The organism is Micromonospora sp. WMMA1996 (assembly GCF_002573675.1).
Classification (GTDB): Bacteria; Actinomycetota; Actinomycetes; order Mycobacteriales; family Micromonosporaceae; genus Micromonospora; species Micromonospora sediminicola.
In genome coordinates this window covers 389,610-401,663 of the sequence record NZ_PDHU01000003.1, presented here as the reverse complement: position 1 = coordinate 401,663, position 12,054 = coordinate 389,610, and the positions used below count along the sequence as shown (strand labels likewise).

12 protein-coding genes and 1 pseudogene are annotated in these 12,054 nt (G+C 73.7%); 8 read left to right on the top strand and 5 right to left on the bottom strand.

What is annotated here, in order from left to right:
• Window positions 1-90 precede the first annotated feature (90 nt).
• Complete coding sequence (locus COO58_RS21525) at window positions 91-1,083, top strand: helix-hairpin-helix domain-containing protein (RefSeq protein WP_255292742.1); 993 nt, start codon at window positions 91-93, stop codon at window positions 1,081-1,083.
• Here the strand turns inward: COO58_RS21525 and COO58_RS30960 are convergent.
• Window positions 1,050-1,397: a hypothetical protein gene (locus tag COO58_RS30960; protein WP_255292741.1), complete on the bottom strand. Its 348-nt coding sequence runs from the start codon at window positions 1,395-1,397 to the stop codon at window positions 1,050-1,052. The genes COO58_RS21525 and COO58_RS30960 overlap by 34 nt on opposite strands.
• On the opposite strand from COO58_RS30960, the pseudogene COO58_RS21520 reads away from it, so the two are divergent.
• The 4 genes and pseudogenes from COO58_RS21520 to COO58_RS30955 form a co-directional block, all read left to right on the top strand.
• A pseudogene (locus tag COO58_RS21520) lies at window positions 1,378-2,688 on the top strand (ComEC/Rec2 family competence protein); the annotation flags it as partial. The gene COO58_RS30960 and the pseudogene COO58_RS21520 sit on opposite strands and share 20 nt — an antisense overlap.
• 134 nt (window positions 2,689-2,822) lie before the next feature.
• Window positions 2,823-3,803 (top strand): DNA polymerase III subunit delta, encoded by a 981-nt coding sequence (gene holA / locus COO58_RS21515; protein WP_098746956.1) that lies wholly within the window; start codon window positions 2,823-2,825, stop codon window positions 3,801-3,803.
• Window positions 3,800-4,297, top strand: a complete 498-nt coding sequence (locus tag COO58_RS21510; protein ID WP_245666155.1) for a hypothetical protein — start codon at window positions 3,800-3,802, stop codon at window positions 4,295-4,297. The genes holA and COO58_RS21510 overlap by 4 nt, the downstream gene beginning before the upstream one ends.
• A 293-nt stretch (window positions 4,298-4,590) precedes the next feature.
• Window positions 4,591-5,934, top strand: a complete 1,344-nt coding sequence (locus COO58_RS30955; RefSeq protein WP_255292740.1) for a hypothetical protein — start codon at window positions 4,591-4,593, stop codon at window positions 5,932-5,934.
• Between the two features lie 37 nt (window positions 5,935-5,971).
• Here COO58_RS30955 and COO58_RS21500 read toward each other — a convergent pair whose 3' ends face one another.
• The 4 genes from COO58_RS21500 to COO58_RS21485 all read right to left on the bottom strand — a co-directional run bounded on the left by COO58_RS21500 (window position 5,972) and on the right by COO58_RS21485 (window position 8,853).
• Window positions 5,972-6,586: an HDIG domain-containing metalloprotein gene (locus tag COO58_RS21500; RefSeq protein ID WP_218012410.1), complete on the bottom strand. Its 615-nt coding sequence runs from the start codon at window positions 6,584-6,586 to the stop codon at window positions 5,972-5,974.
• Window positions 6,583-7,143 carry a hypothetical protein gene (locus COO58_RS21495; RefSeq protein ID WP_245666157.1) on the bottom strand — a complete coding sequence of 187 codons (561 nt, stop codon included), beginning with the start codon at window positions 7,141-7,143 and terminating at the stop codon, window positions 6,583-6,585. The genes COO58_RS21500 and COO58_RS21495 overlap by 4 nt, the downstream gene beginning before the upstream one ends.
• Before the next feature lie 176 nt (window positions 7,144-7,319).
• Window positions 7,320-7,586 (bottom strand): 30S ribosomal protein S20, encoded by a 267-nt coding sequence (rpsT, locus tag COO58_RS21490; RefSeq protein WP_091571988.1) that lies wholly within the window; start codon window positions 7,584-7,586, stop codon window positions 7,320-7,322.
• Between the two features lie 235 nt (window positions 7,587-7,821).
• Complete coding sequence (locus COO58_RS21485) at window positions 7,822-8,853, bottom strand: phosphotransferase family protein (RefSeq protein ID WP_369700210.1); 1,032 nt, start codon at window positions 8,851-8,853, stop codon at window positions 7,822-7,824.
• 55 nt (window positions 8,854-8,908) lie between these two features.
• Between COO58_RS21485 and COO58_RS21480 the strand changes: the two genes are divergently transcribed.
• The 3 genes from COO58_RS21480 (at window position 8,909) to COO58_RS21470 (ending at window position 11,935) form a co-directional block, all read left to right on the top strand.
• The gene (locus COO58_RS21480; protein WP_098746952.1) at window positions 8,909-9,445 is read left to right on the top strand and encodes a DUF4240 domain-containing protein; all 537 of its coding nucleotides are present in this window, start codon (window positions 8,909-8,911) and stop codon (window positions 9,443-9,445) included.
• A 95-nt stretch (window positions 9,446-9,540) separates the two neighbouring features.
• Window positions 9,541-11,418: a translation elongation factor 4 gene (gene lepA / locus COO58_RS21475; RefSeq protein WP_098746950.1), complete on the top strand. Its 1,878-nt coding sequence runs from the start codon at window positions 9,541-9,543 to the stop codon at window positions 11,416-11,418.
• Window positions 11,419-11,650: 232 nt separating this feature from the next.
• Window positions 11,651-11,935: a GlsB/YeaQ/YmgE family stress response membrane protein gene (locus COO58_RS21470; RefSeq protein WP_091572003.1), complete on the top strand. Its 285-nt coding sequence runs from the start codon at window positions 11,651-11,653 to the stop codon at window positions 11,933-11,935.
• Window positions 11,936-12,054: the final 119 nt, after the last annotated feature.

The window sequence follows — 12,054 nt, the reverse complement described above, 5'->3', positions numbered from 1 at the left end:
ATCGGGTAGCCGTCCACAGGTCGCCGTTGTCCACAGACGAGGATCCGTTGGTCGTTCCTCGGCGCGTCCTCGCCGCTAGCGTCCCGAGCCGTGTCAGACGACGAGGTGGCGACGGTGCGGCGACGGCTCGCCCGGTTGTTCACGCCGGTGGGTCGCGCGACCGTCGTACCGGCGCCCGCCGGCGGTGTGCCGCCCGCCGTCAGAGCGGCGGCCCCCGGCCCACCGTCGGCCCACCCGTTCCCGGTGCCGGAGCACGGCGGACCGCGACGCGCGCCGGCCCACCCGTTCCCGGTGCCGGAGCACGGCGGACCGCGACGCGGCCGCCCGGAGCCCGGCCCGATGCCGCTGTCCGGGGCGGACCCGGCGTCGGTCGAGGCCGATCCCGACAGCTCCGAGGCAAGGTCACCCGGCGAGCCCACGCGCGGGCCGGCGTCCCGGTTGCCGGGGCCGGGCGCGTTCGACCCGGGCCGTCGCGGTGTCCGTGCCCTCGCCGCCGTGGCCGCGCTCGTCGTCCTGGGGGCCGCCCTCTGGGCGTGGCGCTCTCGTCCGACCGCCGAACCGGTGGGTCCGGTCGCGCCGGCTGGCGTGGCCGGGGAGGCGACGCGGGAAGCGGCCGCCGCGACGACCGGGGCGGCGGCTTCGGCCGGCCCGTCCGGGCAGGTGGTCGTGGCGGTGGCCGGCAAGGTCCGCCACCCGGGGCTGGTGCGGCTACCGGCCGGCGCCCGGCTGGCCGACGCGGTGGAGGCGGCCGGCGGCGCGCTGCCCGGGGTGGACGTGGCGCTGCTCAATCCCGCCCGCAGGGTCACCGACGGCGAGCTGATCCTGGTCGGCGTCACTGCCGCGCCGGGGCAACCCGCACCGGGGCCGGCGGCCGGCGGCGGCCCGCCCGCGGGTCCGGTCAACCTGAACACCGCCACCCTGGCCCAGCTCGACGCGCTCCCCGGCGTCGGGCCGGTGCTCGCCCAGCGGATCCTCGACCACCGCGAGCAGCACGGCGGGTTCCGGTCCGTCTCGGACCTGCGCCAGGTCGAGGGCATCGGGGACGCCCGCTACGAGCAGCTCAAGGACCTGGTGACGGTGTGAGCGTCGACGGCGCGGACGCCGCGTTGGACCTGCGGCTGGCCGGGTTCGCGGTGGCCGCGTGGCTCGCCGCGCTGGCCGGGCTGCACCTCGGCGTCCGGACCCTCGCGGGGCTGTCCGCCGTCGCCGTCGCGCTCGCCCTCGTCGTGGCCCTGGGCCTGCGCGCCGGGCGGCACCACCCCGTCGAGCCGCTCCGCCGGTACGGCTGGATCGCCGTCGCCGTGCTGCTGGGCGCGCTCTGCGGGGCGGCGGCCACCGGGGCCCGGCTCGCGGTCCGGGACGCCGCCCCGGTGCGGCGCGTTGTCGGTCTGCGCCACCGGCGGGCTGCTGCTCTTCGCCCCCGGCTGGCGGGACGCGCTGCGTCGCCGAGGCGTGCCGGTGGGCCTGGCCGAGGCGCTGGCGGTCCCGGCGGCCGCGCAGCTCGCCTGCGGTCCGGTGATCGCCGGCATGTCCGCGACGGTCAGCCTGGTGGCGGTGCCGGCGAACCTGCTGGCGGTGCCGGCCGTCGCGCCGGCCACGGTGCTCGGCGTGCTGGCCGCGGTGCTGTCGCCGGTGTGGCCCGGCGGGGCCGAGTTCCTCGCCTGGCTGGCGAGTTGGCCGGCCCGCTGGCTGGTGACCGTGGCGGCCCACGGGGCCGTGCTGCCGGCCGGGACCCTGCCGTGGGTGGGTGGGGTGGTCGGCGCGCTGCTGCTGGCGGTCGTGAGCGTGGCGCTGCTGCTCGCCGCCCGCAGGCGTCGGGCCCGGCGGCTGGTCGCGGCCGTCGTGGTGGCGGTGGTGCTGGGCGCGCTGCCGGTCCGGCTGCTCGCCTCCGGGTGGCCGCCGCGCGGCTGGGTGGTGGTGGCGTGCGCGGTGGGGCAGGGTGACGCGCTGGTGCTGCCGGTGGCGACCGGTCGGGCCGTGGTGGTCGACGCGGGCCCGGAACCGTCCGGCGTGGACGCCTGCCTGCGCCGTCTCGGCATCCGTGAGGTGCCGTTGCTGGTGGTCAGTCACTTCCACGTGGACCACGTGGGTGGGGTGGCCGGTGTGTTCCGGGGTAGGCGGGTGAGCGCGGTGGTGAGCCCACCCTGGCCCGAGCCGGCCTACGGCGTCGCCCAGGTGCGCGAGGCGGCCCGCCGGGGCGGCGCCTCGCTGGCCCCGGCGCCGGCGGGATGGCGTTGGGGGCAGGGCGCGGTGCGGCTGGTCGCGGTCGGGCCGCCGTACCCGCTGCGCGGCAGCCGGTCCGATCCGAACAACAACTCCCTGGTCCTGACCGCCACCGTGTCCGGGGTGCGGATCCTGCTGGCCGGGGACGCCGAGACCGAGGAGCAGCGGGCGGTGCGGGAGACGCTCCCGACCGACGCGATCCGCGCCGACGTGCTGAAGGTGGCGCATCACGGGTCGGCGTACCAGGATCCGGAGTTCCTCGCCGCGGTCCGCCCGGCGGTCGCGCTGATCTGCGTGGGTGTCGACAACGACTACGGGCACCCCCACCCGGCTCTGCTGGGCCGGTTGGCCCGGGGCGGTGCGCGGGTGGTGCGGACCGACACCGACGGGGACGTGGCGGCGGTCCGGACCGCGACCGGCCTGGCGGTGGCGGTACGCGGCGCCGCCCCCGGACGGCCCCGGTGACCCGATGACGGACAGGAGGGAATCTTGGTGGGATAGGCGAGGATCAAGGCAAATGTCTGGATTTGCGTTGAGTGCGGGCTGTGCCGTCACAGTCCCCGATGAGCAGGCACGATCGGGTCGGAGGGCGTGCGAGTATGGGCGACGTGACCCCCGCCAGCCTGCCTCCTATTCTGCTCGTCCTCGGTGACGAGGAGCTGCTCGCCACGCGCGCGGTCACCGAAGCCGTGGCGCGGGCCCGTGAGGTGGACGCCGACGTGGACGTCCGGGAATACCAGGCCGGCTCCCTGACGGTCGGCGAGATCGACGAGATGTTGAGCCCGTCGCTGTTCGGCGGCCGGCGCGTGTTGGTGCTCCGCTCCGGCCAGGACGCCCGCAAGGACCTGTCGGCCGCGCTGCTGGCGTACGCGAAGAATCCCGACCCGGACGTGCAGCTGGTGGTGCTGCACCTCGGCGGGGCCAAGGGCCGGGCGTTCGCCGACGGGCTGCGGTCCGCGGGCGCCACCGTGGTGCCGGCGGCCAAGCTCAAGGGGCACCGCGACCGGGTGGCCTTCGTGCGGGAGGAGATCCGCCGCAACGGTGGCACGTGCACCGAGGACGCCGCCGAGGCCCTGATCGCGGCGGTCGGCGCCGATCTGCGCGAGCTGGCGGCCGCCTGCTCGCAGCTCGTCGCCGACACCGACGGACGGATCGGGGCCGACACGGTCTCCCGCTACTACCGGGGTCGGGTCGAGGTGACCGGCTTCACCGTGGCCGACGCGACGATGGTCGGCGACGTTCCCGGCGCACTGGAGGCGCTGCGGTGGGCGCTGCACGTCGGGGTGGACCCGGTGCCGATCGCCGACGCGCTCGCCGACGGCGTACGGACCGTGGCCCGGGTCGCCTCGGCCGGCCGGGGCAGCGCCTACCAGCTCGCCAGCAGCCTCGGCATGCCGGCGTGGAAGATCGAGCGGGCCCAGCGCCAGGGTCGGGGCTGGACGCCGGAGGGCCTGGTCGAGGCGATGCGCGTGGCCGCCGAGTGCAACGCGGCGGTCAAGGGCGGCGCCGACGACCGGGCCTACGCGCTGGAACGGGCCGTCTTCTCGGTGGCCGCGGCCCGGCGGGGCGGCGCCCGGTGACCCGAGCGTGGTCGACCGTGCCGACGGACGAGGAGCGGTTCCGGCCGCTCTACGCCCGGGTGCTGGGCCTGCGCTTCGTCAACCCGGGCGGGGTGCTCTGCTTCCTCTTCTTCGAGGGGGCGGCGGCGCTGGCCGTGCTGCTCGCCCTCGCCGAGCTGGTGAGCTGGTGGGCGGTGCTGGTCCTGCCGACCGCGGTGGCGGTGATGGTCAAACTCAACGACGTCGTGGCCGAGATGGTCGTCCGCACCGCCGCCCAGGTCCCCGAACAGGAGCGGGACCGGTTCCGCCGGCAGATGGAGCCGGTCGTCGGGCGGGCCCCGGTGCCGACCACGGCCCGGGCGCTGCCCGGCGGCCCGGGCCTGGCCGAACCGGGGGCGCCGCGCCCGGCCGTTCCCTACCACCAGCCGGGACGATCCACGCTGCCGTTCGACCGGGCCGGTGAGCGGAGACGTGGGACCGAGCCGGGCGTGACCTGGCCGGACTCCTTCCGTTGACGACGGCACGCGCGGCACCGCAGGGCCGAACGTCGGGTGCGGGGACAGCTCGCCCGCATGCCGGCGAGCTCCGCTGACGTCGGTGCCGGTGGCCCGTGCGCCCGGGCCGACGAGGACCCCCACGGCGCGGACGTGACCTGCCACCATGGATCTCCACGCGGGCAGCGGAACGGCCGGCGTGCGGGGCAGGGGAGGCGACACGGTGCAGGTGGCGGCGAGCGACCGTTCGGGGCTGGCCGGGGGCCATGGCTGACGAGCGTCGGTTTCGCTCGTTGCAGGAAGCGGCCCGCTTCATGGAAGCCGAGATCGACCGGCCGGTGACACCTCGGGTGACCGACCTGGGCAACTCTCTCGTGTTGCGCACCCGATCATTGGCCTTGACCGGCGGCCAGTTCACCAACGTCTACGACCTGAGCTGGGCGTCGAGCAGCAGCACCGCGGCGCTCCGTTTCACCCCTCGCCCCACCGCGGCCGTCGATGCGGCGCAGCACGCTCCGGCCACGTCCAGCGCCGCGTTCTTCACCCTGCTCGACGAGGCCTCCGGCCTGCCCGCGCAGACGAGCCTGAACCTCGCCATCGAGCAGGGCCGGGTGCTCAGCATGCCGGTGGTCGACCGTGAGGCGTTGGTGTCTCGGGCCGGGGCACTGTCGCTGTGCGATCTCACCGCAGCCGGCCACGTCGCCCTCAACGGTACCCAGCTGACCTGGACGGGCAGCCTGACCGACCGGCAGGCCGAGTGCTACGTCTTCGGTAACGGCAACATGGTGATCGACCGCCGGAACGATCCGGAGAAGGGCAGCGTGCGCGTCCTGGACGAGGCCTCACGCGTGACGCCCGCGCTGCCGCCGCGGGCCGACCGGGTCGATGTCGGTTTCACGCTGACCGGCGGCCGCGAGTTCCGGTCCACGGGCGTCGCCGTGGACGGCGGGCTCGACATCTTCGCCCACGACCTCGTGCTGAGGTGCTCGGCGCGGCACGTCGACCTGCGCGGTGACAACCTTCTGGAGATCCGCAGCGTCGGTGAGCTGCACGCGGACGCGTGGCCCGACTCCGCGGTCACGGTCGGGCCGTCGCTGGACGTCACCGACTTCGCCGCACACCCCATCAACACGGACCGGTCACTCGATGTCGCGCCGCCGTTCGCGCCCAGCAGGAGGGCGCGCATGGTGGTCTTCGAGGACCGGGTGGGCCGCACCCACCTGCGGCTGTTCGACGGCCGGCCAGGATCGCGGGTGTTCCAGGGTGTCACTCCGCAGGAGGTGCGGGACTCCGTCGCCGCCGATCCGGGATTCCGCTGGGGCTGCTTCATCGACGGTGGGCAGACGGCCAAGATGTGGGTCGCCCTCGACGGCGAACTGACCAGCTTCGGCAACCGGCACTACCTCCGGTGGCCGAAGGCCGACGAGGACGAGTTCGTCTGGGTGCCGGACACCGGCCGTCCGATCTCCAGCATCATCACCCTCCAGCACCGGAGCGAGACGCAGCGGGCGGTCGACGCGGCCAGAGCGGCGTCCCTGGCCCTTCCCCCACGCCCTCCCGTGGCCCGGACCGACCCGGACCTCTCCTCATCCTCCCGCCCGTCCGCGGCGGGGCCACCTCACCGGGGTCGGGACCGTGACGCCGGCAGGGGCAGGTGACACCCCCGGCTGACGGCGGGCGGGCGGCGCCGGGTGCTCAGATGATCGGGTGCCGATAGCGGTCGGACAGGAGGCGGAGATCGGGCTCGCCGAACCTCTCCACCAGCGCCGCGAACCGGGCCACCTTGTCCGCACCGAACCGCCGCACCCCGGCGGCGTAGGACGCCGCGGTCACGAACGTGGGCGGTGTCGTCTTGCTGTGGAACTTGTCCGCGTACAGCACCAGCTCTTCTTCCGGCGTGTCGGCCGTGTAGTCGGCCACCGGCAGTGGCAGGCACTGCCGCAGCACGTCCTCGCGAGTGAGCCCGACCCCGGTGTGGTGGGAACAGAACCTGCTCACCCGCTCGGAGAACCCGAGGTCGCGCAGGAGCGCATGCCCGAGCACCCCGTGGCGGACGTAGTTCGCGTGATCGAGTTCCCCGGTCGCCCCGTACAGGCGGTAGACACCGATGTCGTGCAGGAGGCTGCCCGCGCGGACCAGCTCGACGTTCAGATCCGGAGGGCACCTGTCGAGCAGCTGCTCGACCACGGCGCACACGATCCGGCAGTGGGTGTAGACGAGCGTGAAGGCTTCCTCGTGGGGTGCGATCCGTTCGTGCAGCGCCCGAATCTGCTCGTCCGTCGGGACTGCCAGCGCGTGCTCGACGGTCACGTGTCGACACCTGCCCGGCAGGGCCGCCACCAGTAGCCCGCGGCGCCGTTCGGGCCGAGGTTGCGGTAGCGGCTGCCCTGATCCGGTGTCGCCATGCGCAGCACGTCGAGCCAACGCACCTGGTGCAGGGTCTCCAGCAGGGACACGGGGGTCTCCGGATCGATCCACCAGATCTGACCGGGCCCGGCTACCCGGGGCTGGTCCCGATCCCCGAGCGGCCGGTAGAACGAGGTCACCAGCACCAGAGGCACGACACCGTTCCAGACCTCGGGGCCGGCCGCGCCCTGATCCCCGAGGAGGACCTGCCGCTGCTCATCGGTGCTCCGCTCGAACACCTCACCGGCATTGAGCAGTGCCTGGACCACTTCCCGGGCGTGCAGCGCCAGCGAGAGACGGGCCCGCATCCGCTCGGGCCCCGGCGCGAGATCCGGATAGCCGTCGATGATGAGGCCGAGGGCATCCTCCGCGCTGGGGGCGGAGACGAGCCGTCCGTCGTGGCGCAACTCCAGCGGCGACGAGGAGTCGCCCGGAGGCGAACCAGCAACCCGTACGACCACGCACTCTCCTGACAACCGTCGACCACAGCGCCGGGCTCAGGCCGCCAACTCTAACGGCAGCGCGCCGCGTCGACGGTCCCGCCCGGTCCGTCCCGGGCGGAGGACTCCGGGGAACGCCGACAGCCGGAAGCCCCGGGGCGTTGCCCCGGGGCTTCCGGTCGGGTCTACGGCGTTGGTCAGGCCGAGAACGACGCGACGCGCTTGGCGATCGCCGACTTCCGGTTGGCCGCCTGGTTGGCGTGGATGACGCCCTTGCTGGCGGCCTTGTCCAGCTTCCGGGTGGCCTCGCGCATGAGAACGCTGGCCTTCTCGGTGTCGCCGGCCTCGGCAGCCTCGTTGAACTTCCGGATGGCGGTCTTCAGCGACGACTTGACCGACTTGTTACGCAGCCGGCGCTTCTCGTTCTGCCGGTTGCGCTTGATCTGGGACTTGATGTTCGCCACGCGACAGCCTCGTCTTGATAGCTCGGGTTGGTCTGCATTCGCGCACGACGAGCATGCGTCATCGCCGCGCGAATAGCCAGGCTACCAGGTCGGTCCCGGACGAGCCAAAACGCCTCCGGGCGACCCCGCCACCAGCATGCCGTCGCAACCCGGGATCACGCAGATCGGCACCACCTCGGGGAGGTGGTGTGGTCCGGGCCCGTGCGACACCGCCACTTCCCCGAGCTGGTGTGGATCAATGAGCTGGGGTGGATCCAGCGGGGCGCGCCCAGGACCAGCCTTGCCGCTCGGCCAGCCAGGTGAGCGCCTGCTCGCCGCTCCAGCGCCGGTGGGCGCGCAGGTGCGCAGACATCGTCGACGGCCCGGCGGCGGCGCCGGTCAGGTGGTAGCCGGCCAGCGCGGCGAGCGTCACGTCCAGCGCGTCCTCGGGCGCGCCCGCCACGGCCGGGTGGCGGGCGAAGGCGGCGTCCGCGTCGAGGCCGCTGGCGTACGCGGTGAGCAGCAGGCCGGCCAGGTCGAACCAGGCGGGCCCGTGGCAGAGCCAGGTCCAGTCGCACAGCCAGGCGCGACCGGCGGGGTCGAGCAGGAGGTTGTCCACCCGCAGGTCGCCGTGGGCCAGCCCGGGGGCGGCGTCGGCGTAGCCGGGGAGGCGGGACTCCAGCGCGACCAGCTCCGCCAGCGGGGCCCCGGCCGCCGGGGCGGGGAGTGGTTCGCGGCCGGCGGCCACCTCGCCCCACCAGAGGATGTCCTCCCGGGCCAGGTCGGCGAGGCGGGGCAGCCCGAGCGCGGCGAGGTCACCGGGCGGGTCGGCGAGCGCGGCGGCCACCTCGGCGTACGTGGTGAGGGCGGCGTCCAACTCGGCCGGGTCCCAGGGCAGCCGGGGGACGCGCCCGTCGATCGCGTCGAGGGCCAGGGCGTACCAGCCGGCCGCGGTCAGCGCCCAGCGCGGCCGGGGCACCGGCAGGCCGGCGGGGAGCCGGGCCAGGACGGCGGCCTCGTGGGCGTGCCAGTCGACCAGGTGCCGCTGCCCGTCCAGCGCCGCCGCCTTGACGAACACCGGGTCGCCGCCCGGGCCGGTCAGCACGGCGGCGAAGCCGCGGGTGAAGCCGCCGCCGGCCACCCGGACCGCCGCCGGCGGGCCGCCGAGCCGGGCGGCCAACGCGTCGCGCAGCCCCGGCGGCAGGTCGACCCAGTCGGGCCGCTCGGCCGTGGCCCCGTACGCGACGGGGGGTAGCGAGATCGCACGCACCGCACCATGCTGCCGCACCGACGGCGCCCGGTGTGGGCCGCGGCGTCGGTGGGCTCTGCCAGACTGCCTGACCATGAGGACCGACGAGTTCTGGCAGTTGATCGACGACGCCCGGAGCGGGGCCGGGGGAGAGCCCGACGCGGTCGCCGCCCGGGCGGTCGCGCTGCTGGCCGAGCGCGACCCGGAGGAGATCGTCGGGTACGCCCACCACCAGCGGCGGGTGCTGGCCGCCTCCTACCGGGTCGACCTGTGGGGCGCGGCCTACCTGATCAACGGCGGCGCGTCGGACGACGGCTTCGAATACTTCCGGGGCTGGCTGATGACCCAGGGCCGGTCGGTCTTCGCCCGCGCGGTCGCCGAGCCGGACTCGCTGGCCGAGCTGCCCCGGGTGCGGGCGGCCGCGCTCAGCGGCGAGGAATTCGAGTGCGAGCCGATGCTGGCGGTGCCGTGGGAGGCCCACCGGAAGGCCACGGCGAGCGAGTTGCCGACCGACCGCGACCCGGTGCCGGAGCCCGACCTGAACGACTTCTGGGACTTCGACGACGAGGAGGAGGCCCGGCGTCGGTTGCCGAGGCTCGCCGCGCTCTTCGTCGAGCCGCCCCAGGAGTGACGGGGGAGCCCGGGCGAGCGCCGGGCGACGTGGGAGCATAGAGGGGGCCGGCGACGCGCCGGCCCGCTCACGTCAGCCGACCAGAACGGACCGCTGTGCCACCGACGCTCGATCCCGGCGCGAACGCTCCTGGTGCCACCGACCCGGCGCGCATCCGGAACTTCTGCATCATCGCCCACATCGACCACGGGAAGTCGACCCTGGCCGACCGGATGCTGCAGCTCACCGGCGTGGTCGATCCCCGGCAGATGCGCGCGCAGTACCTGGACCGGATGGACATCGAGCGCGAGCGCGGCATCACCATCAAGAGTCAGGCCGTCCGGATGCCGTGGACGATCCGGGAGGGCGACCGGGCCGGCGAGACCGCCGTGCTCAACATGATCGACACCCCCGGCCACGTCGACTTCACCTACGAGGTGTCCCGCTCGCTGGCCGCCTGCGAGGGCGCGATCCTGCTGGTCGACGCCGCGCAGGGCATCGAGGCGCAGACGCTGGCCAACCTCTACCTGGCGCTCGAGAACGACCTGCGCATCATCCCCGTGCTCAACAAGATCGACCTGCCGGCCGCCCAGCCGGAGAAGTACGCCGAGGAGCTGGCCCACCTGATCGGCGGTGACCCGGCGGACTGCATCCGGGTCTCCGGCAAGACCGGTGAGGGCGTGCCCTACCTGCTCGACGAGATCGTCCGGCAGTTCGTGCCGCCGGTCGGCGCGGCGGAGGCCCCGGCCCGCGCGATGATCTTCGACTCGGTGTACGACGTCTACCGCGGCGTGGTCACCTACGTCCGGGTGGTCGACGGCCGGATCTCGGCGCGGGACCGGATCAAGATGATGTCCACCGGCGCCGTGCACGAGCTGCTGGAGATCGGCGTCATCTCGCCGGAGATGGTGAAGGCCGACGCGCTCGGCGTCGGTGAGGTGGGCTATCTGATCACCGGCGTGAAGGACGTCCGCCAGTCCCGGGTCGGTGACACGGTCACCATCAACGGCAACCCGGCCAAGGAGGCGCTCGGCGGCTACAAGGACCCGAAGCCGATGGTCTACTCGGGTCTCTATCCGATCGACGGCTCCGACTACCCGAACCTGCGTGAGGCGTTGGACAAGCTCAAGCTCAACGACGCCGCGTTGGTCTACGAGCCGGAGACGTCCGGGGCGCTCGGCTTCGGTTTCCGCTGCGGCTTCCTCGGCCTGCTCCACCTGGAGATCATCCGGGAGCGGCTGGAGCGGGAGTTCAACCTGGATCTGATCTCCACCGCGCCGAACGTGATCTACCGGGCCCTCACCGAGGACGGCCAGGAGATCGTGGTGACCAACCCGAGCGAGTACCCGACCGGAAAGATCGCCGAGGTGTACGAGCCGACGGTGCGGGCCACCGTGCTGACGCCCAACGACTACGTCGGCGCCGTGATGGAGCTGTGCCAGGGCCGGCGGGGCAACCTGCTCGGCATGGACTACCTTTCCGCCGACCGGGTGGAGCTGCGCTACACCCTGCCGCTGGCCGAGATCATCTACGACTTCTTCGACCAGCTCAAGAGCCGCACCAAGGGCTACGCCTCGCTCGACTACGAGACCTCCGGCGAGCAGGCTTCCGACCTGGTCAAGGTCGACATCCTGCTGCACGGCGAGCCGGTGGACGCGTTCAGCGCGATCGTGCACAAGGACAAGGCGTACAACTACGGCACCACGATCGCGGCGAAGCTGCGTTCGCTGATCCCGCGCCAGCAGTTCGAGGTGCCGATCCAGGCGGCCATCGGCAGTCGGGTGATCGCCCGGGAGACGATCCGCGCGATCCGCAAGGACGTGCTCGCCAAGTGCTACGGCGGTGACATCAGCCGTAAGCGCAAGCTGCTGGAGAAGCAGAAGGAGGGCAAGAAGCGGATGAAGATGGTGGGCCGGGTGGAGGTCCCCCAGGAGGCGTTCATCGCCGCGCTCTCCTCCGACTCCGGCGACGCCAAGCCCGCCGGCAAGAAGTAGCCGCAGAGCCGTACCGCCGGCCGGTGTCCTCGTCCGAGGGCGCCGGCCGGTGCGCGTACTCAGGAAATTTTCAGCTGCGGACGACGCTCCCACCTGCGGTTTCGGGCCGCCGCGGCGGCTGGAGGGGCTCGGACGGCACGGAGGTCGGTTTCGGTTTTCGGCGGGTCGGGAACTTAGCGGTCACGACAGGAACCGCACAGAACGTGCGAAACCGCTTATAGGAGGACCGACCGTGGAGTTCACCGTCTGGGGCATCATCACCGCGCTGATCGTCGGCCTGATCGTCGGCGCGCTGGGCCGCCTGGTCGTGCCGGGCCGTCAGAACATGCCGATGTGGCTGCACATGCTGATCGGCGTCGGCGCCGCGCTGCTGGGCACGATCGTCGCCCGGGCCTCCGGCTTCGCCGAGACCGCCGGCATCGACTGGCGCGAGCTGCTGCTGCAGGTGCTCTTCGCCGCCATCGCGGTCGCGCTGGTGGCGGGCGTCGGTCGTCGGCGGGGCGTCACCCACCACTGATCGCGCACCCCTGCGCCTCGACGGGCGCCCGGCCTCATCGGCCGGGCGCCCGTCGGCGTTTCCGCATTGAACCCGGTCGGTTCCTTCGCGCTCTCGTCGGGGGCCGTCGGGCTGGGGTT